Source organism: Paraburkholderia phymatum STM815, assembly GCF_000020045.1.
Taxonomy (GTDB): Bacteria; Pseudomonadota; Gammaproteobacteria; order Burkholderiales; family Burkholderiaceae; genus Paraburkholderia; species Paraburkholderia phymatum.
This window is the reverse complement of sequence record NC_010622.1, coordinates 2,870,663-2,888,625: the sequence shown is the minus strand read 5'-3', so window position 1 is coordinate 2,888,625 and position 17,963 is coordinate 2,870,663. Positions and strand designations below refer to the sequence as shown.

Sequence of the window (17,963 nt, the reverse complement as noted above, 5' to 3'; positions counted from 1 at the left end):
GGCAAAAAGCAAAATTGACGGGTGTTTTGGCTGCATTTGTGGAAAGCGCTCGTCAGTTATGCTGTTTGCCGTGTCCGCGCCGTTCGCGAGTTCCCGCCATGACTGCCTCTACCGCTGCTTCCGTCGATACCCTCACGTTCGCCCGTCCCGATGACTGGCACCTGCACGTCCGCGATGGCGCGATGCTCGCCGCTGTTCTGCCGCACACTGCGCGCCAGTTCGGCCGCGCGATCATCATGCCGAACCTGAAGCCGCCCGTCACGACGACGGAAATGGCGCGGGCGTATCGCGAGCGCATCGTGGCGGCGATTCCCGCCGGCGTGAAGTTCGAGCCGCTGATGACGTTGTATCTCACCGACAACACCCCGCCCGAAGAAATCCGCCGGGCACGCGAGAGCGGCTTCGTGCATGGCGTGAAGCTCTACCCGGCGGGTGCGACGACGAACTCGGACGCAGGCGTCACCGACATCCGCAAGTGCGCGAAGACGTTGGAGATGATGCAGGAAACGGGCATGCCGCTGCTCGTGCATGGCGAAGTGACGGATTCGTCGATCGATCTGTTCGACCGCGAGAAAGTGTTCATCGACCGCGTGATGACGCCGCTGCGCCGCGATTTCCCAGCGTTGAAAGTCGTGTTCGAGCACATCACGACAAAAGATGCCGCCGACTACGTACGCGATTCGGGCGCGCCGCCTGAACTGCTCGGCGCGACGATTACCGCGCATCACCTGCTGTACAACCGCAACGCGATCTTCCAGGGCGGCATTCGTCCGCATTACTACTGCCTGCCTGTGTTGAAGCGCGAAACGCATCGCGTGGCGCTCGTCGAGGCGGCGACGTCGGGCAATCCGCGCTTCTTCCTCGGCACGGACAGCGCACCACATCCGAAGGGCCTGAAGGAACACGCGTGCGGCTGCGCGGGTTGCTACACGGCGCTGCATGCGCTCGAGCTGTACGGGGAAGCGTTCGACACGGCGGGCGCGCTCGACAAGCTGGAAGGTTTTGCCAGCTTCCACGGTGCGGATTTCTACCGTCTGCCGCGCAGCGAAGAGACAGTGACGCTGCGCCGCGAACAGTGGACGCTGCCCGCGGAGCTCGAGGCTGGTGATACGCCCGTCGTGCCATTGCGCGGCGGCGAAGCGATCGGCTGGAAGCTCATCTGAGGGCTTGGCTGACGATATGTCGTGCGGTGCAGTTTCACCGGATGGGGCGCTGAAACGCGCCGCCCCGGGTTTCGCGGATATCGACTGGTCGCGGCCGTGGTTTGCGCAGGTCGCGGCGCGTGGCGTGCGCTGGCAGCAGGCGGCGTTGCGGGGCGCGGCGCAGCAGTTGCGCGAGATGAACGCGGACGCTGGGTCCGCCGTCATCACAACGGGACGGGGGAAGCGGCTTACCTTCATTCCGCAGGACGAACTGCCGCCCGGCACGGCGTACGAGGCGCATATCGCAGCAACGGGCTGCGTGCCGACGCGCCACAATCTGCACGACTTCTTCAACGCATTGACCTGGTTTCAGTTTCCGCGCATCAAGGCGGCGTTGAGCGCACGCGGCTCGGCGGCGGTCGATGCGCTGGGCATCGGCCCGACGCGCGGTGACACGCGCGACGCGTTGACCGTATTCGATGAGAACGCCGTGCTGTTCGCATGCTCGGACCCGGCGCTGAGCACGGCACTGCAAGCGTTCAGCTGGAAGACGCTGTTTGTCGCACAGCGCGCGGCATGGGACGAGCGCTGCGAAGTGCGCTGTTTCGGGCATGCGCTACTGGAAAAGCTCGTCACCCCTTACAAAGCGTGTACGGGGCATGCGTGGATCGTCGAGGTCCCATCGGCGTATTTCACGTGGACACGCGCTGCGCGCGACTCGTTTCTCGATGACACCGTCGCCCGGGTGCTGCTGGAAGGCGCCGGCTTCAGCAGCCAGATGTTCGCGCCGCTACCTGTGCTCGGTATTCCCGGCTGGTGGGCCGATAATGAGACAGAGTCTTTCTACGACGATGCCTCCGTGTTTCGCAGCGGCCGGCGGTCTCGCGTCGCGCCGGATGGTAAAATCGCGGCCAGCAAAGTAGGCCAGGCAGTCGCGGCTTCGCTGGTTTCGGCTGGCGAGGGCGAGGAAAGTCCGGACTCCACAGGGCAGGGTGATGGCTAACGGCCATCCGTGGCGACACGCGGAACAGGGCAACAGAAAGCAAACCGCCGATGGCCCGTCGCAAGACGGGATCAGGTAAGGGTGAAACGGTGCGGTAAGAGCGCACCGCGGCTGCGGCGACGCAGACCGGCACGGTAACCTCCACCCGGAGCAATTCCAAGTAGGCAGGCGCGCATCTTCGAGATGCAGGATGGGGCCCCCGTCTCGTCTGCGGGTAGGAAGCTTGAGCGCGTCAGCAATGGCGCGCCTAGAGGAATGGCTGCCACGCGTGGGGCGCTTTCGGGCGCGTCGCGTGCACAGAATCCGGCTTATCGGCCTGCTTTGCCGCTCAAATGACAAATGCCGGCGTCCGTTGGGACGCCGGCATTTTCCAGCTGCGCTTGGCTCGCGTGGGCACTCAGCCCGCGACGATGTCGAACGAATGCGTGAGTTGGGCCGTCTTCGCGATCATGATCGACGCCGAGCAGTATTTGTCGTGCGACAGATTGATCGCGCGCTCTACCGTCGACGGATTGAGGTTCTTGCCCGTCACCGTGAAGTGGAAGTGAACCTTGGTGAAGACCTTCGGGTCCTCGCTTGCGCGCTCGGCCTTCAACGTCACCGAGCAGCCGGTGATTTCCTGGTGGCTCTTCTTCAGAATCATCACGACGTCATACGCGGTGCAGCCGCCCGTGCCAAGCAGCACCATTTCCATCGGACGCGGCGCCAGATTGCGACCGCCGCCTTCGGGCGCGCCGTCCATGGCGACGAGATGGCCGCTGCCCGTTTCGGCGGCGAATGCCATGCCGTCCTGACCCATCCAGCTGACTTTGCATTCCATGCGTAGACCCCTGCTCACAAGCTTAGATTCGAGAAGCGCATTGTAGCCCGACGGATGATGGCTCGCCCGGAGCGACATCGGCGGCAGATTATGCGGGGCGCCGTTATATGCTGCGCCGCAGCATGCTGGCCGCGTAGGGATAGCGCCGACCATTTCTTGGCCCTTGCCTAAGGGTCATCATGAGTTGGCGCCCACTAAAAAACCAGTAATCCCTTGTTTTCAAAAGGAGTGGTGAATGTCGCCGCCGCAGGTCGTGGATTTCAAATTATGAAAATCGATTTCGCATTGCAAATGTTCTTGCATTGCACAAGCCGCAGCCATATAATCTGTTCATTGGTTGTCGAACTCGACAATCTCCGCATGTCTCCTCCACCCTCCTCCTAAGGTGGATTAAGCCCGAACCGCTAGTTCGGGCTTTTTTTCGTCTGGCGTTCCAGGATTCCTGGCACCCTTTGACTCCACGGTGCAAATTCCTTTATAATCATCAGCTTTTCCGCATTCGTGCCCGCGGAGGAAGAACAGGGAGAGCCTGCACGCGCCTCGATGCGCACTTACAAGCAGGAAAAAACACAGGGCGCAGCATTTATTTTTGGATCGATCATGAAGACGTTTTCCGCAAAAGCCCATGAGGTGACGCGCGAATGGTTTGTGATTGACGCGACGGATAAGGTTCTCGGCCGTGTCGCCAGCGAAGTGGCACACCGTCTTCGCGGCAAGCACAAGCCTGAATTCACTCCGCACGTCGACACCGGTGATTTCATCATCGTTATCAACGCCGGCAAGCTGAAGGTCACGGGCAACAAGACCACGGACAAGAAGTACTATCGCCACTCGGGCTACCCGGGCGGTATCTATGAAACGACGTTCGGCAAGATGCAAGAGCGCTTCCCGGGCCGTGCGCTCGAGAAGGCGGTCAAGGGCATGCTGCCGAAGGGCCCGCTGGGCTACGCGATGATCAAGAAGCTGAAGGTCTACGCAGACGCAACGCATCCGCACTCGGCACAACAGCCGAAGTCGCTCGAGATCTAAGGGGAGCCCACATGATCGGTAACTGGAATTACGGTACGGGCCGCCGCAAGAGCGCAGTTGCTCGTGTCTTCATCAAGGCTGGCAAGGGCGACATCGTCGTCAACGGCAAGCCCATCGCTGACTACTTCTCGCGCGAAACGTCGCTGATGATCGTGCGCCAGCCGCTGGAACTGACGAACCACGGCACGACGTTCGACATCAAGGTCAACGTGTCGGGCGGCGGTGAAACGGGTCAGGCAGGCGCAGTTCGCCACGGCATCACCCGCGCGCTGATGGACTACGACGCAACGCTGAAGCCGGCACTGTCAAACGCTGGCTTCGTCACGCGCGATGCACGTGAAGTCGAGCGTAAGAAGGTCGGTTTCCACAAGGCACGTCGCCGCAAGCAGTTCTCGAAGCGTTAATCGTTTCGGGCGGGCTCTGTTCCAGACGGGGCCTGTAGCAAAAAGCCGCCAACGCAGATGCGAAGGCGGCTTTTTGCATTTCCGCCGGTTTTGTTTGTTTTCGTGTCCGCGGTCCGCCCGTCGCGGGCGGACGGAGACATCGCTTACACCACTGCCCGCACTGATCCGATTCAGCCGCGCCGCATAAGAGCCTATTGATTTCATGGGCATCGGCACGATATCGGGAAGAGCAATACAATAGCGACTAGAAGCTATTTTGGAGAGTTCGCATGGACGCAGTGACCGACACCCCCGTGACCGAGATGCCGGCACCGTTCGTCTTTACTGACGCAGCGGCTGACAAGGTCAAAGAACTGATCGAAGAAGAAGGCAACCCGGAGCTCAAGCTGCGCGTTTTCGTGCAAGGTGGCGGCTGCTCCGGCTTTCAATATGGTTTCACCTTCGACGAAGCAATCAACGAAGACGACACTGTGATGAACAAGAGCGGCGTCCAGCTGCTGATCGACTCGATGAGCTACCAGTATCTGGTGGGCGCGGAGATCGACTACAAGGACGACATCAACGGTGCTCAGTTCGTGATCAAGAACCCGAACGCCACGACCACTTGCGGTTGCGGTTCGTCGTTTTCGGTGTGATCGCACCTTACTTCGCGGTTTACGCCACGTCAGTGGCGGCAAAACGGGGCTTCGGCCCCGTTTTTTATTTGTGCGCGTCAACGCGGGTAAATCGCGCCGAGCACGCGTGTATCGGCGGCACCCGTCACGGACGGCAGATTCCCGGGCTCGCGCGCGACGCAACGCATCGCCAGCCATGCAAACGCCAGCGGCTCCACCTGATGCGGCGGCACACCGAGCGCGTCGGTCGTCAGAACGGGAACGCCGCTGCAGCCGCTTTCGGCAAGCGCGCTCTGCAGCGCTTTCATGAGTTGCGGATTGCGCGCGCCGCCTCCACACACGTAGACCGCCTTGCAGTCCGGTGCATGGCGCTCGATTTCGCGTGCGACGGTCACCGCAGTCAGCGCGACCAGCGTCGCCTGGACGTCGGCGGGGCCGACGTCCGAAAAACCTTGTAGCTTTGCGTCGAGCCACTCCGGATTGAACAGGTCGCGTCCCGTGCTTTTTGGCGGCTGCGCCTCGAAAAACGGCTCGTCGAGAAATGCGTTCAATAGTGGCCGATGCACCTGGCCCGTGGCGGCGAATTGACCGTTCTCGTCGAACGGCTTGTGCAGATGCCGGTGTGCCCATTCGTCCAGCAGTGCGTTCGCGGGACCACAATCGAAGCCGCGTACTGCGCCGTTTGCCGAGAGAACCGTAATGTTGCTGATTCCGCCGAGATTGCACACCACGCGCGTCTCATTCTTCGCGCCGAAAACCGTGGCGTGAAACGCAGGTACCAGCGGCGCGCCCTGGCCGCCCGCCGCCACATCACGGCTTCGGAAATCGGCGATCACGTCGATATGCGTCATTTCCGCGAGCAGCGCGGGGTTGTTGATCTGCCGCGTATAGCCCTTCTCCGGCCGATGCCGCACTGTCTGACCGTGCACGCCGATCGCGCGGACGTCGGCGGCGGACAGATTGCCCGAGCGCAACAGCTCGTGGCAGCACACCGTATATCGCGCGGCCAGCGCATTGGCGGCCAGCGCCTCGCGCTCGATTTCGTTGTCGCCGGCTTGCTGAAGGCTGAACAGTGCTTCGCGCAGGCCTTCGGAAAAGCCCACGAACGCCTGCGATCGCACGACGGGCGCCTTGCCCGCCGCAAATTCGACCGCGACACCGTCCACGCCGTCCATGCTCGTGCCTGACATCAACCCGAAGTACACGCCGTCTGCCTTATTACCTGTGTTGTCCACGTTGTGCTCCTGTAGCGCCGTCGCACGCCTCGCGCATGCCGTTGACGGGAATTGTCGCTCAACGGCGAGTTGCATCACAACCTGGCCGATCGGCCAGGGTGCGCGGCGCCGAGAATTGCGGAGAATACGCTTCGATGCAGTTCCAGACGTTTGCAGAGAGTTGAGGGCGCAATGCGCCGCAACTATGGGACAATCTCTCTTTTTGCGATCTCCCGTTCCAGCATGAGCACCGAGTTCACCGCCAAGCCCAGTTCCCCCTATCCGATCACCGACCAGGTCCTTCATGCGCTCGAAGTCACGAAGCGCGGCGTCGACGAACTGCTGATCGAAGAGGAGTTCGCGCAAAAGCTCGCGAGGAGCGCTGCCACGGGCACGCCGCTGCGCATCAAGCTCGGTCTGGATCCGACGGCGCCCGACATTCACATCGGTCATACCGTGGTGCTGAACAAGATGCGCCAGTTGCAGGATCTCGGCCACACGGTGATTTTCCTGATCGGCGATTTCACGTCGCTGATCGGCGATCCTTCGGGCCGCAATGCAACGCGCCCGCCGCTCACGCGCGAGCAGATCGAATCGAACGCGAAGACCTACTTCGAACAGGCTGCGCTGGTGCTCGACCGCGCGAAGACGGAAATCCGTTACAACAGCGAATGGTCGATGCCGCTCGGTGCCGACGGCATGATCAAGCTCGCATCGCGCTACACCGTCGCGCGCATCCTGGAGCGCGAAGACTTTACGAAGCGTTTTCAGAGCGGCGTGCCCATCTCGATCCACGAATTCCTCTACCCGCTGATGCAGGGTTACGACTCGGTGGCGCTGAATGCCGACCTGGAACTCGGCGGCACGGACCAGAAGTTCAACCTGCTGGTCGGCCGTGAATTGCAGAAGCAGTACGGCCAGGAACAGCAGTGCATCCTGACGATGCCGCTGCTCGAAGGGCTGGACGGCGTCGAGAAGATGTCGAAGTCGAAGGGCAACTACGTCGGTATCAGCGAAAAGCCGAATGACATGTTCGGCAAGCTAATGAGCATCTCCGACGTGCTGATGTGGCGGTACTTCGAGCTACTGTCTTTCCGTCCTATGTCGGAAATCGAGGGCTTCAAGCGAGAGATCGACGGCGGACGCAATCCGCGCGACTTCAAGGTACTGCTTGCGCAGGAAATCGTCGCTCGCTTCCACTCGCAGGCCGACGCTGAGCGCGCTCTCGAAGACTTCAACCACCGCGCGAAGGGCGGCGTGCCGGACGACATCCCGACGGTGACGCTCGCGGGCGCGCCGCTGGCCATTGGCCAGTTGCTGAAACAGGCGGGCCTCGTGCCGTCGACGAGTGAAGCGCTGCGCAACATCGAACAGGGCGGCGTGAAGATCGACGGCGCAACTGTGTCGGACAAGGGCCTGAAGGTCGAGGCGGGCGAGTTCGTCGTGCAGGTCGGCAAACGACGTTTTGCGCGTGTCACGCTGACGGCATGATGCTCAGTCAGCCTGTGCACATGCCACCACGCGCCCGCGTCGCATGATCGCGCTGATTCAACGTGTGCGGCGCGCCGAAGTGCGCGTCGGCGATCGCGTGACGGGCGCAATCGACGCGGGCCTGCTCGCGCTAGTCTGCGCCGAGCGCGGCGACACCGATGCAGTCGCCGACAAGCTGCTCGCCAAGGTGCTGGGCTACCGCGTGTTCAGCGACGCCGCGGGCAAGATGAACCTGCCCGTGCAGAATATCGACGGCGCGGGGCGCGCGGGCGGCCTGCTGCTCGTTTCGCAGTTCACGCTGGCAGCCGACACGAACAGCGGCCTGCGCCCGAGCTTTACGCCCGCCGCGCCGCCAGACGAGGGCAAGCGGTTGTTCGATTACTTCGTGGCGGCTGCGCGCGCGAAGCATGCCATCGTCGAAACGGGCGAGTTCGGAGCGGAGATGCAAGTTTCGCTCGTCAACGACGGCCCTGTCACTTTCTGGCTGCAGACGCGCGCATAACCGCCGTTTCCCTGCTCCCCATTCATGGCGACACAAGTTCTCTTCATCCGACACGGTGAAACCGACTGGAACCGCATCAAGCGGATTCAAGGGCACATCGACATTCCGCTCGCCACGAGCGGCGTCGAGCAGGCCAAGCGGCTTGCCGAGCGGTTTGCGTGCGAGGCGCATGAAGGAGCGCGGCTCGACGCGGTCTATTCGAGCGATCTGATGCGCGCGCGGCAAACCGCGCAGCCATTCGCGGATGTGCTCGGGCTGCGGCTCCAACTGCGGGAGGGCCTGCGCGAACGCAATTACGGCGCGTTCCAGGGCCACGACAGCGACGAAATCTCGCTGCGCTTTCCTGACGAGTACGCGCGGTGGCAAACGCGCGATCCAGGCTTCTCACCACCCGAGGGAGAATCGCAGCGCGTGTTTTATCACCGTGTGCTGCACGCGCTCGAGCCAATCGTGGCCGCGCATCCGGATGGGCGCATAGCATGCGTCGCGCACGGCGGTGTGCTGGATTGTGTGTATCGATTCGCGAACGGTTTGTCGCTGGATGCGCCGCGCAATTATCAGCTGCTGAACACGAGCGTGAATGTGGTCGATTTCGAAGGTGGCCGCGCGACGGTTGTGTCGTGGGCCGATGTCGTGCATCTCGGTGGCCATGCCAAAGACGACAGTTTCAAAACGACGCCCAGACCAGAGCGCTGACCTCCGCCTGACGCGGCGATGTCGAGCGCCGCGTGTCTTATCGCAAGAGCCGCTCAGCTCGGCTCGGCATCCCACAGATTGCGAACAGGACTTGCCGAGTCAGGTGCGGCAAGCCCGAAGTGCCGATACGTCAACAACGTGGCGACGCGTCCACGCGGCGTGCGTTGCAGAAAGCCCTGCTGGATCAGATACGGCTCGAGCACGTCTTCGATTGTGTCGCGCTCTTCGCCAATTGCCGCCGCGAGATTGTCGACGCCCACGGGACCGCCATCGAACTTGTGCAAGATCGCTTCGAGAAGCTTGCGGTCCATCAGATCAAAACCGACCGGATCGACGTCGAGCATTTTCAGCGCTGCATCCGCGACCTTCGCGGTGATATTGCCGTCCGCCTTCACTTCCGCGTAATCGCGCACGCGCCGCAGCAGACGGTTCGCGATACGCGGCGTGCCGCGCGAGCGCTTCGCGATTTCCAGTGCACCTTCCGGGTGGATCTGCGCGCCGAGCAGCGATGCGGAACGGCTCACGATGCGTGCCAGCTCTTCTGCGTTATAAAACTCCAATCGCGCGACAATACCAAAGCGGTCGCGCAACGGATTGGTCAGCATGCCCGCGCGCGTCGTGGCGCCGACCAGCGTGAACGGTTGCAGATCGAGCTTCACACTGCGCGCCGCGGGGCCTTCGCCGATCATGATATCGATCTGATAATCCTCGAGCGCCGGATACAGGATTTCCTCGACGACGGGCGACAGCCGGTGAATCTCGTCGATGAAGAGAACGTCATTGGCTTCGAGGTTGGTCAGAAGCGCCGCGAGATCGCCCGCGCGCTCCAGCACGGGACCGGAAGTCTGCCGCAGATTCACGCCCATTTCGCGCGCGATGATATGCGCGAGCGTGGTCTTGCCGAGGCCAGGCGGACCGAACAGCAGCACGTGATCCAGCGATTCCGAGCGGCGCTTGGCAGCCTCGATGAAAATTTCCAGCTGGCCGCGCACCTTTTCCTGGCCGACGTATTCGTCCAGCTGACGGGGGCGCAACGCGCGCTCGAACGCTTCCTCGTTCGGCGACACGGGCGTGGCGGCGATGATGCGTTCGGCGGCGAGTTTGTCGTGTTCGATCATGCGGGCATTGTACCGCGCGTGGCCCATTCGAAGACCTGGCCGAACGGCCAGGGTGTCGCGCAGGAAACGGCATGCGAAGCTTCATGCAAGCCGTTTGCCGAGGGCCAATTCAGGCCTTCGACAGCGCCTTCAACGCGAGCTTGATGCCCTCGGAAACGCCTGTGCCCGCCGGCACGTTCTTGATGGCCGCCAGCCCTTCTTTTTCGGAGTAACCCAATGCCAGCAATGCATTCAGGATGTCGGAAGCATGATCGGACTGCGACGCGGCACCCGCCATTGCACCGAGGTCGGCACCGAGCTTGCCCTTCAGTTCGAGCAGGAGCCGTTCCGCCGTCTTTTTGCCGATGCCCGGAACACGCGTGAGACGCGCGGCATCCTGCATCGTGACCGTCTGCGACAGCTCCTGAACGCTCATACCAGACAGTACGGCCAGCGCCATGCGCGCGCCGATACCCGTGATCTTTAACAACTCGCGAAACGTCGAACGCTCTTGCGGCGTGAGAAAGCCATACAGCAGATGCGCGTCTTCGCGCACGATCATCTGCGTGAGCAGCACGACCTTTTCGCCCGTTCCAGGCAGGTTGTAGAACGTGCTCATCGGTACGTCGACTTCGTAGCCGACGCCGTTGCAGTCGATCAGCAGGTGAGGCGGGTTCTTTTCCAGCAGGACGCCGGCGATGCGACCGATCATGGCGGGTTCTATCGATAGGGAAAGCGCGAGTGTAGCGCAGGGCAGAGTGCTTTCGTACGTCGCTTCTGACAAAGTGGGAGAGCGGCTGATTGACTCGGCCTCCCTTGCTTCCTACACTCGGATCCCTTTTGGACGTTCCATAACCCAAAGGGGTCTCGGATGCTCAGTCTCACCACCTTCGCGCTGTTTTCAGGCGCTTGTGTTGCGCTCACCGCCACACCCGGCCCGGATATGTTGCTGATTGCCTCCCGCAGCGTGAGCCAAGGCAGGACGGCGGGTTTCGCGTCGCTTGCCGGGATTCTGGTTGGTACGTATTGTCACGCTCTTGCAGCGGCGTTCGGCCTGTCACAGCTCTTTCTCGCCGCCCCGATGGCCTACGACATCGTGCGCTTCAGCGGCGCTGCCTGCCTGCTCTATCTCGCTTGGAAGACGTTCCGCTCGCAGGGCACGGTGCTGGCGCCGAACGCGTCGATGCGGCGCTTTCCCATTGACCGGATTTTCAGGCAAGGGTTGTTCACGAACCTGCTCAATCCGAAGGTAGCGCTGTTCGTGCTCGCACTGTTTCCGCAGTTTGTGAAACCGCAGGCAGGGTCGGTTGTCGTGCAGATCATGCTGCTTGCGACCGTGCTCAACGTGATCGGCTTCGTGGTGAATGGCAGCGTGATTTTGCTTGCCAGCAGGCTGAGCGTGAAACTGACTGGCGGCGAACGCCCGCCGCGCTGGCCGCAATATTTGCTCGGCTCGGTGTTCGCCGGCCTGGCGTGTCGGCTGGCACTGGCGGGACAACGCTGACGGCAAAGGCGCCTAACCTACCAACCGCCCGCGACGCACTCGCAAGCCCTTTTTCGCGAGTCCCGGTGCAATACCACCCAGTGTGCTCAATGTGCCGCCGCCATGCGCATGGCAAATCGCCATGCCGAGTGCGTCGGCGGCATCCGTGGACGGAATGCCCGACAGGCATAACAGCCGCACGACCATCTGTTGCATCTGCTCCTTGGTCGCGCGTCCGTAGCCGACCACGGCCTGTTTCAGTTGCAGCGCCGTGTATTCGGCAACGGGCACGCCGCCCGACACCAGTCCGCAAATCGCCGCGCCGCGCGCCTGGCCGAGCAGCAGCGTCGACTGCGGATTGACGTTGACGAACACCTTCTCGATCGCGGAGTGGTCGGGCGCATGTTGGCGAATCAGCGTCGAAATACCCTCGAAGATCGTGCCCAGGCGCGTCGGCAGATCGGCGTCGGCTGTTTTGATGACGCCGCTCGTCACGTAAGTCAGCTGATGGCCGGACTGATCGATCACGCCGAAGCCGGTCACGCGCAAGCCAGGGTCAATGCCGAGAATTCTCATAAGTGCCGTGCGTATTCAGTGCCTGCGATACTACAACGAATCAAATGCAAAAACGGCCCGGCAGTTGCAAACTGCCGGGCCGTTGCGGAACAAGCAGAACAGCCGATCAGTGGCGGAAGTGGCGAATGCCCGTCACGACCATTGCGATATTGTGCTCGTCGGCGGCGGCGATCACTTCGTCGTCGCGCATCGAGCCGCCCGGCTGGATGACGCAGGTTGCGCCCGCGTTCACGACCACGTCGAGGCCGTCGCGGAACGGGAAGAACGCATCCGACGCCACCGCCGTACCCGAGAGCGTCAGGCCGGCGTTCTGCGCCTTGATGCTCGCGATGCGCGCCGAGTCCACGCGGCTCATCTGTCCGGCGCCGACGCCCATCGTCATGCCGTTCGCGCAGAACACGATCGCGTTCGACTTCACGAACTTCGCCACCCGCCATGCGAACAGCAAGTCGTCCATTTCCTTCGGCGTCGGATGACGTTTCGTGACGACGCGCAGTTCGTGCGGCTGCACGTTCTTCGCATCGAGCGATTGCACCAGCAGACCGCCGCCCACGCGCTTCAGATCGAATGCGTTATGGCCTTCACCCAGCGCGATTTCGAGCAGACGCACGTTCTGCTTGGCGGCGAACAGTTGCTTCGCCGCTTCGCTGAACGACGGCGCGATCAGCACTTCGACGAACTGCTTCGCGACAGCCTGCGCGGCCGTTTCGTCGACTTCGCGGTTGAACGCGATGATGCCGCCGAACGCCGAGGTCGGATCGGTCTGGAACGCCTTCGAATACGCTTCGTGCGGGTTCGCGCCGACGGCCACGCCGCACGGGTTCGCGTGCTTGATGATCACGCAGGCGGGCGCGTCGAACGTCTTCACGCATTCCCATGCGGCATCCGAGTCGGCGATGTTGTTGTACGACAGTTCCTTGCCCTGCAGCTGGCGATAGTTGGCCAGCGCGCCAGCAGGCGCCGCGATATCGCGATAGAACGCAGCGCTTTGGTGCGGATTCTCACCGTAGCGCAGATCCTGCACCTTCTCGAACGCCATGTTCAGCGTGGCCGGGTACGTGTTGCGGTCACGGTGTTGCAGCTGTTCCGTGAGGCTCGTCAGGTAGTTCGTAATCGCGCCATCGTACTGCGCGGTGTGCGCGAACACCTTGGTCGCGAGGCGGAAGTTCGTCTTGTAGCCGACCGTGTTGCCGTTTGCGCGCATTTCGTCGAGCACGGTCGCATAGTCGGCCGGGTCGACGACGACGGTCACGTCACGATGATTCTTCGCCGCCGAACGCAGCATGGTCGGGCCGCCGATATCGATGTTCTCGATCGCGTCTTCGAGCGTGCATTCTTCCTTCGACACAGTCTGCACGAACGGGTACAGGTTCACGACGAGCAGGTCGATGGTCGGAATGTCGTGCTTTTCGAGCGCGGCCATGTGCTCGGGCAGATCGCGGCGAGCCAGGATGCCGCCGTGCACCTTCGGGTGCAGCGTCTTCACGCGCCCATCCAGCATTTCCGGAAAGCCCGTGTAGTCGGCCACTTCGGTAACAGGAAGGCCGGCGTCCGCGAGCAGTTTCGCGGTGCCGCCCGTCGACAGGATCTTGACGCCGAGGTCCGACAGCGATTTCGCGAAATCGACGATGCCGGACTTGTCGGAAACGGAGATGAGCGCTTGCTTGATCATGATGGGAACAAATAGCCGATGAAAGGCGTGGCAGGGCGCCGAAACTACAGCAGGCCGTGCTGTTGCAGCTTCTTGCGCAGCGTATTGCGGTTGATGCCGAGATACTCGGCTGCCAGCGACTGGTTGCCGCCGGCCTGCTCGAGCACCACCTCGAGCAGCGGTTTTTCGACGCACGAAATCACCATGTCGTAAACGTCGTGCGGATTGGAGCCGTCGAGATCCTGGAAGTACATTCCCAGGCTATCGCGGACACATTGTTCGATGTTGTGCTTGCTCATGCTGCTAGTCGGTCGGTTTGATCCTGCTCACCGTTGTTGTTGACTTCGTTGTCGACGTACACGAGGCGGTCCGAAATCGCCTTTTGCGCGTCGAAGAACTCATTGACGGCGAGCAGTTGTTCGCGCGTCGTGTCCAGCGTATTCATGCGGTGCCGGAACACGTTGGCGCCGGAAAGGCCGCGAGTGTACCAGCCGATGTGCTTGCGCGCAGTGCGAACGCCCGTAAATTCGCCGTAGAACGCATAGTGATCCTCGAGGTGCTCATTCATTACCTGCTGGATCTCGTCGATGCGGGGTGCTTCCATCAACTCGCCCGTCTGCAGGAAATGCTCGATCTCGCGGAAAAGCCAGGGGCGCCCCTGCGCCGCACGGCCGATCATGATTGCGTCCGCGTCCGTCGCGGCCAGCACGGCGCGCGCCTTGTGCGGCGACGTGATGTCGCCGTTCGCGACCACGGGAATGTTTACCGCGGCCTTCACGGCCGCGATCGTCTCGTACTCCGCTTCGCCGTGATACAGGTCGGCGCGCGTGCGGCCATGCACGGTCAGCATCGAAATGCCGGCGCTTTCGGCGAGCCGCGCAACATTCAGCGCATTCTTGTTCTCGCGGTTCCAGCCGGTGCGGATCTTCAGCGTGACGGGGACGGCGTCCGGGCCGACGCCAACTGCGTTCACTACCGCTTCGACGATGCGCTGCACAAGCGGCTCGTTTTGCAGCAGCGCGGAACCCGCCGCGACATTGCAGACCTTCTTGGCGGGGCAGCCCATGTTGATGTCGATGATCTGCGCGCCATTCGCGACGTTGTAGCGCGCGGCTTCCGCCATCATCTGTGGATCGGCGCCCGCAATCTGCACCGCGATCGGTTCTACCTCGCCCGTGTGATTGGCGCGGCGCATCGTCTTTTCGCTTTTCCACAGCTGCGCATTCGACGCGACCATCTCCGATACCGCATAGCCCGCGCCCATGCGCTTGCACAGCTGTCGGAACGGCCGGTCGGTCACGCCTGCCATCGGGGCGACGAACAGGTTGTTGCGCAGTGTGTGGGAGCCGAGAGTGGGCATGGCGGACATCGGCGGCAAGCGTCGGGTGCGCCGAAAACGAGGAATTGGCGCACCGCACGCACCGCAAAATACGAGGGAAAACATCTATTTTAGCGTTAACGGACTTACCCCAGACACAACCGCATCTGAGGTAACTCATTAAATCTTCTATGAAAGCGGCCGCGCCCATAGAACGGCGGCGGCCTTATCGGATGCCGCCAGGCCCTACCGACGTTGCCCGAAGATCATCTGCCGGGCCAGTGCGGTCTTCAACGGCGGCACGAATTCGAGCGCGGTGAGGGCGAGGCCGCGCAGCGTCGCGAGCGGCGGGAAATCGATTGTGAAGAGGCGGGCGAGCGTGTCGGTGGCGCCGATCGTCATGCGCCGGTCGAACGCGCGGCGCTGCGCGAAGGCGATCAGCGCGGTGCGCGTCGCGCCATGGTGCGAGAGTGCGTCGGCGAGTGCGTGAGCGTCGCGCAGGCCGAGGTTAAGTCCCTGGCCCGCGACGGGATGCAGCGTCTGCGCCGCATTGCCGATCGCGACGACGTTGCCTTTGACGAGCGTATCGACGGTATTCAGCCCAAGCGGGAACGCAGCGCGCCCCTTGATCTGCACGAAGCGGCCCATCCGGTCGCCGAACTCGACGCCAAGCTCGCGCAGAAAGTCTTCGTCCGACAATTGCGCGCGCCGCGCCGCTTCGTGCGGCGCGCAGCACCAGACCAGCGCGTAGTCCGCGCCGCGCACGCCGCCCGTCGGCAACAGAGCGATCGGCCCTTGCGACGTGAAGCGCTCCCACGCGACATGCGGTTGCGGCGACGAGAGTGTCACTGTGCCGACGAGCGCCGTTTGCCCGTAGTCGCGGGTTTCTCCGGAGCCCGCCTGCTGCTCGCCGAACAGGCCGCCTTCGGCGCTCACCAGAACGCGCGTGCGCAACGTGCGCGTGACGTGCGCGCTTTCGATGGGCAGCAGCACGCCGTCGTCTTCGAGTTGCTGCGGCGCCTGCGCTCGGGTCGACTTGAACCAGTGCACAGGCGTCGCGCGCACGGCGTCGGCAAGCGCGTGCACGATCGAACCGTAGCGCAGCACATAGCCGAGCGCGGGCAGGCCATGCTCCGCGTGATCGATCAGCGTGCGCCCGAAATGGCCGCGCTGCGACACGTGAATGCGCTGGATTGCAGTCGCGTCGGACGGCCAGCTCAACGGCTCGAGGATCATCCGGCTGCCTTGCGACACGGCGATCGCGCGCGGATCGGCAATCGAATCTTCCGGCTCGCGCGCGTCGATCAGCGCGACGCTCAGCTTCCGCGTCGCGCTGCGCCGCGCGAGCCAGCCGGCTAGAGCGAGGCCGACGGGCCCAGCGCCGACGATCGTCACGTCGTAGTCGTAGGGCTTCGTATTCGACGTGACGAGCGGCGCGTCGGCAACCGGCTGTGGGGCTTCGTTCATCTTCTTGTCTGTTCCTGGCGCGCTCAGGCTGCGCCCGTCTTGTGCGCGTCGAGCATCAACGCTTCGATTTCGTCGGCGTCGACGGGCACGTCGCGCGTGATCAGCTCGCAGCCCGTGGCCGTGACGATCGCGTCGTCCTCGATGCGGATGCCGATGTTCCAGTACTGTTCTGGCACGTCGTCGGCCGCGCGGATGTAGAGGCCCGGTTCGATCGTCAGCGTCATGCCCGGTTTCAACGTGCGCCATGGCAGCGCGCCGTGTTCGTCGGCGGGTGCGCCGCGCTCTCGATAGTCGCCGGCATCGTGCACATCCATGCCGAGCCAGTGACCCGTGCGATGCATGTAGAAACGCGCGTAGGCGCGTTCTTCGATCACCTCGTCAACACTCGCGAACAGGTCGCGATTCAGGATGCCCGTGTCGAGCAGCCCTTGCGCGAGCACGCGCACGGCGGCCTGATGCGGCGCGTCGAAGCTCGCGCCGGCTTTGGTCGCGTCGATCGCGGCTTGCTGCGCGGCCAGCACGATGTCGTAGATCTGGCGTTGCGCAGGTGTGAAACGACCGTTCGCGGGGAAGGTGCGGGTGATGTCGGATGCGTAGCCGTCGAGCTCGCACGCCGCATCGATCAGAATCAGGTCGCCGTCCTGCGCAGCTGCATTGCCAGCCGGGTAGTGCAGCACGCACGCGTTCGCACCCGCGGCCACGATCGAGCCATACGCTGGCGCCTGCGCGCCATGCTTGCGGAACGTATACAGCAGTTCCGCTTCGAGTTCGAATTCGCGTATGCCAGGGCGGCACGTGGTCATCGCGCGACGGTGAGCCTGCGCGGAGATCGCGGCGGCGCGGCGCATGATCGACAGCTCGTGCTCGTCCTTCACGAGCCGCATCTCATCGAGCAACGGCATGAGGTCATGCACGGCGGACGGCGCGAGGACGCCGCTTCTGCCCTGCATGCGCACGGCGTCGAGCCACCGACGCACCTTGCCGTCGAACTGTTCCGAAGCACCGAGTGCATAGTGCAGCGCCGGCTTGTCGGCGATGATGCGCGGCAGTTGTGTGTCGATTTCGTCGAACGCAAAGGCCGCGTCGAAACCGAAGGCTTCGCGCGCACCGTCGGGACCGAAACGGAAGCCTTCCCACGTTTCGCGCTCTGCGTTCTTCGCCCGGCAGAAGAGGGTCGACGAAGCTTCGTTTTGCTTTGCGCTCGCATCCAGCACGAGCATCGCCTCGGGTTCGCTGAAGCCCGTCAGATAGTAGAAGTAGCTGTCGTGCCGGTACGGATAATCGGCGTCGCGGTTGCGCAGCGCTTCGGGCGCGGTCGGAACGATTGCGACGCCGCCGCCCGCCGCGCGCAGCGCATCGAGCACGCGCGCACGGCGCTGACGGTAGAGGTCGATAGCCGGAGTCAGATCGGTCATGAGTTCGGTCGGCGGTTCATCGTGCGAAGTGGACGGCGGCG

Annotated in this window: 18 protein-coding genes, 1 other RNA gene and 1 pseudogene; 10 read left to right on the top strand and 10 right to left on the bottom strand. The window is 63.0% G+C overall.

What is annotated here, in order from left to right; genetic code table 11:
- The first annotated feature begins 98 nt into the window (after window positions 1-98).
- The 3 genes and pseudogenes from pyrC to rnpB all read left to right on the top strand — a co-directional run bounded on the left by pyrC (window position 99) and on the right by rnpB (window position 2,472).
- Window positions 99-1,163 carry a dihydroorotase gene (gene pyrC / locus BPHY_RS13025; protein ID WP_012401941.1) on the top strand — a complete coding sequence of 355 codons (1,065 nt, stop codon included), beginning with the start codon at window positions 99-101 and terminating at the stop codon, window positions 1,161-1,163.
- Between the two features lie 16 nt (window positions 1,164-1,179).
- A pseudogene (locus BPHY_RS39425) lies at window positions 1,180-2,007 on the top strand (DUF3025 domain-containing protein); the annotation flags it as partial.
- A 51-nt stretch (window positions 2,008-2,058) separates the two neighbouring features.
- Window positions 2,059-2,472: RNase P RNA component class A (gene rnpB, locus BPHY_RS38665), an RNA gene on the top strand.
- Between the two features lie 70 nt (window positions 2,473-2,542).
- On the opposite strand, the gene BPHY_RS13015 is transcribed toward rnpB, so the two are convergent.
- A complete protein-coding gene (locus BPHY_RS13015) occupies window positions 2,543-2,965 on the bottom strand; it encodes an OsmC family protein (protein WP_012401939.1) in 423 nt (140 codons plus the stop codon).
- Window positions 2,966-3,565: 600 nt separating this feature from the next.
- Here BPHY_RS13015 and rplM point away from each other — a divergent pair.
- The 3 genes from rplM (at window position 3,566) to erpA (ending at window position 5,033) form a co-directional block, all read left to right on the top strand.
- Entirely contained in the window at window positions 3,566-3,994 is a 429-nt protein-coding gene (gene rplM / locus BPHY_RS13010) for a 50S ribosomal protein L13 (RefSeq protein WP_041764041.1), read from the top strand.
- Window positions 3,995-4,005: 11 nt separating this feature from the next.
- The gene (gene rpsI / locus BPHY_RS13005; protein WP_012401937.1) at window positions 4,006-4,398 is read left to right on the top strand and encodes a 30S ribosomal protein S9; all 393 of its coding nucleotides are present in this window, start codon (window positions 4,006-4,008) and stop codon (window positions 4,396-4,398) included.
- 269 nt (window positions 4,399-4,667) lie between these two features.
- The gene (gene erpA, locus BPHY_RS13000) at window positions 4,668-5,033 is read left to right on the top strand and encodes an iron-sulfur cluster insertion protein ErpA (RefSeq protein ID WP_007587442.1); all 366 of its coding nucleotides are present in this window, start codon (window positions 4,668-4,670) and stop codon (window positions 5,031-5,033) included.
- A 77-nt stretch (window positions 5,034-5,110) separates the two neighbouring features.
- On the opposite strand, the gene BPHY_RS12995 is transcribed toward erpA, so the two are convergent.
- Window positions 5,111-6,247 (bottom strand): anhydro-N-acetylmuramic acid kinase, encoded by a 1,137-nt coding sequence (locus tag BPHY_RS12995; protein WP_012401936.1) that lies wholly within the window; start codon window positions 6,245-6,247, stop codon window positions 5,111-5,113.
- 222 nt (window positions 6,248-6,469) lie between these two features.
- Here BPHY_RS12995 and tyrS point away from each other — a divergent pair, with 222 nt between their 5' ends.
- From tyrS to BPHY_RS12980, 3 genes are read left to right on the top strand one after another with little or no spacing between them, the layout of a single operon-like run.
- Window positions 6,470-7,717, top strand: coding sequence for a tyrosine--tRNA ligase (gene tyrS, locus BPHY_RS12990; RefSeq protein WP_041763604.1), 1,248 nt, complete (start codon window positions 6,470-6,472; stop codon window positions 7,715-7,717).
- A gap of 43 nt (window positions 7,718-7,760) precedes the next feature.
- Window positions 7,761-8,219: a D-aminoacyl-tRNA deacylase gene (gene dtd / locus BPHY_RS12985; protein WP_012401934.1), complete on the top strand. Its 459-nt coding sequence runs from the start codon at window positions 7,761-7,763 to the stop codon at window positions 8,217-8,219.
- A gap of 24 nt (window positions 8,220-8,243) precedes the next feature.
- Window positions 8,244-8,915, top strand: a complete 672-nt coding sequence (locus tag BPHY_RS12980; RefSeq protein ID WP_012401933.1) for a histidine phosphatase family protein — start codon at window positions 8,244-8,246, stop codon at window positions 8,913-8,915.
- A 53-nt stretch (window positions 8,916-8,968) separates the two neighbouring features.
- Here BPHY_RS12980 and ruvB read toward each other — a convergent pair whose 3' ends face one another.
- Together ruvB and ruvA are read right to left on the bottom strand one after the other, a co-directional pair.
- Entirely contained in the window at window positions 8,969-10,033 is a 1,065-nt protein-coding gene (gene ruvB, locus BPHY_RS12975) for a Holliday junction branch migration DNA helicase RuvB (RefSeq protein WP_041764039.1), read from the bottom strand.
- Window positions 10,034-10,142: 109 nt separating this feature from the next.
- Complete coding sequence (gene ruvA / locus BPHY_RS12970; RefSeq protein WP_012401931.1) at window positions 10,143-10,724, bottom strand: Holliday junction branch migration protein RuvA; 582 nt, start codon at window positions 10,722-10,724, stop codon at window positions 10,143-10,145.
- A gap of 159 nt (window positions 10,725-10,883) precedes the next feature.
- Between ruvA and BPHY_RS12965 the strand changes: the two genes are divergently transcribed.
- Window positions 10,884-11,516: a LysE family translocator gene (locus BPHY_RS12965; RefSeq protein ID WP_012401930.1), complete on the top strand. Its 633-nt coding sequence runs from the start codon at window positions 10,884-10,886 to the stop codon at window positions 11,514-11,516.
- A 12-nt stretch (window positions 11,517-11,528) separates the two neighbouring features.
- Here BPHY_RS12965 and ruvC read toward each other — a convergent pair whose 3' ends face one another.
- The 6 genes from ruvC to BPHY_RS12935 form a co-directional block, all read right to left on the bottom strand.
- A complete protein-coding gene (ruvC, locus tag BPHY_RS12960; protein ID WP_012401929.1) occupies window positions 11,529-12,071 on the bottom strand; it encodes a crossover junction endodeoxyribonuclease RuvC in 543 nt (180 codons plus the stop codon).
- 106 nt (window positions 12,072-12,177) lie between these two features.
- A complete protein-coding gene (gene purH, locus BPHY_RS12955) occupies window positions 12,178-13,743 on the bottom strand; it encodes a bifunctional phosphoribosylaminoimidazolecarboxamide formyltransferase/IMP cyclohydrolase (RefSeq protein WP_012401928.1) in 1,566 nt (521 codons plus the stop codon).
- 44 nt (window positions 13,744-13,787) lie between these two features.
- Entirely contained in the window at window positions 13,788-14,021 is a 234-nt protein-coding gene (locus BPHY_RS12950; RefSeq protein ID WP_007587477.1) for a Fis family transcriptional regulator, read from the bottom strand.
- Window positions 14,018-15,082 (bottom strand): tRNA dihydrouridine synthase DusB, encoded by a 1,065-nt coding sequence (dusB, locus tag BPHY_RS12945; RefSeq protein ID WP_041764038.1) that lies wholly within the window; start codon window positions 15,080-15,082, stop codon window positions 14,018-14,020. The genes BPHY_RS12950 and dusB overlap by 4 nt, the downstream gene beginning before the upstream one ends.
- A gap of 204 nt (window positions 15,083-15,286) precedes the next feature.
- Window positions 15,287-16,507 (bottom strand): UbiH/UbiF/VisC/COQ6 family ubiquinone biosynthesis hydroxylase, encoded by a 1,221-nt coding sequence (locus BPHY_RS12940; RefSeq protein WP_012401926.1) that lies wholly within the window; start codon window positions 16,505-16,507, stop codon window positions 15,287-15,289.
- A gap of 23 nt (window positions 16,508-16,530) precedes the next feature.
- Window positions 16,531-17,922, bottom strand: coding sequence for an aminopeptidase P N-terminal domain-containing protein (locus BPHY_RS12935; protein ID WP_041764036.1), 1,392 nt, complete (start codon window positions 17,920-17,922; stop codon window positions 16,531-16,533).
- Window positions 17,923-17,963 lie beyond the last annotated feature (41 nt).

Excerpts from the sequence above, each read along its gene's own strand:
- dusB (WP_041764038.1), bottom strand. The coding sequence starts at position 15,082 with ATGCCCACTCTCGGCTCCCACACACTGCGCAACAACCTGTTCGTCGCC.
- rplM (WP_041764041.1), top strand. The coding sequence starts at position 3,566 with ATGAAGACGTTTTCCGCAAAAGCCCATGAGGTGACGCGCGAATGGTTT.
- BPHY_RS13015 (WP_012401939.1), bottom strand. The coding sequence starts at position 2,965 with ATGGAATGCAAAGTCAGCTGGATGGGTCAGGACGGCATGGCATTCGCC.
- tyrS (WP_041763604.1), top strand. The coding sequence starts at position 6,470 with ATGAGCACCGAGTTCACCGCCAAGCCCAGTTCCCCCTATCCGATCACC.
- purH (WP_012401928.1), bottom strand. The coding sequence starts at position 13,743 with ATGATCAAGCAAGCGCTCATCTCCGTTTCCGACAAGTCCGGCATCGTC.
- BPHY_RS12965 (WP_012401930.1), top strand. The coding sequence starts at position 10,884 with ATGCTCAGTCTCACCACCTTCGCGCTGTTTTCAGGCGCTTGTGTTGCG.
- BPHY_RS12935 (WP_041764036.1), bottom strand. The coding sequence starts at position 17,922 with ATGACCGATCTGACTCCGGCTATCGACCTCTACCGTCAGCGCCGTGCG.
- BPHY_RS12940 (WP_012401926.1), bottom strand. The coding sequence starts at position 16,507 with ATGAACGAAGCCCCACAGCCGGTTGCCGACGCGCCGCTCGTCACGTCG.
- BPHY_RS12980 (WP_012401933.1), top strand. The coding sequence starts at position 8,244 with ATGGCGACACAAGTTCTCTTCATCCGACACGGTGAAACCGACTGGAAC.
- ruvB (WP_041764039.1), bottom strand. The coding sequence starts at position 10,033 with ATGATCGAACACGACAAACTCGCCGCCGAACGCATCATCGCCGCCACG.
- erpA (WP_007587442.1), top strand. The coding sequence starts at position 4,668 with ATGGACGCAGTGACCGACACCCCCGTGACCGAGATGCCGGCACCGTTC.
- ruvA (WP_012401931.1), bottom strand. The coding sequence starts at position 10,724 with ATGATCGGTCGCATCGCCGGCGTCCTGCTGGAAAAGAACCCGCCTCAC.
- BPHY_RS12950 (WP_007587477.1), bottom strand. The coding sequence starts at position 14,021 with ATGAGCAAGCACAACATCGAACAATGTGTCCGCGATAGCCTGGGAATG.
- dtd (WP_012401934.1), top strand. The coding sequence starts at position 7,761 with ATGATCGCGCTGATTCAACGTGTGCGGCGCGCCGAAGTGCGCGTCGGC.
- pyrC (WP_012401941.1), top strand. The coding sequence starts at position 99 with ATGACTGCCTCTACCGCTGCTTCCGTCGATACCCTCACGTTCGCCCGT.
- ruvC (WP_012401929.1), bottom strand. The coding sequence starts at position 12,071 with ATGAGAATTCTCGGCATTGACCCTGGCTTGCGCGTGACCGGCTTCGGC.
- rpsI (WP_012401937.1), top strand. The coding sequence starts at position 4,006 with ATGATCGGTAACTGGAATTACGGTACGGGCCGCCGCAAGAGCGCAGTT.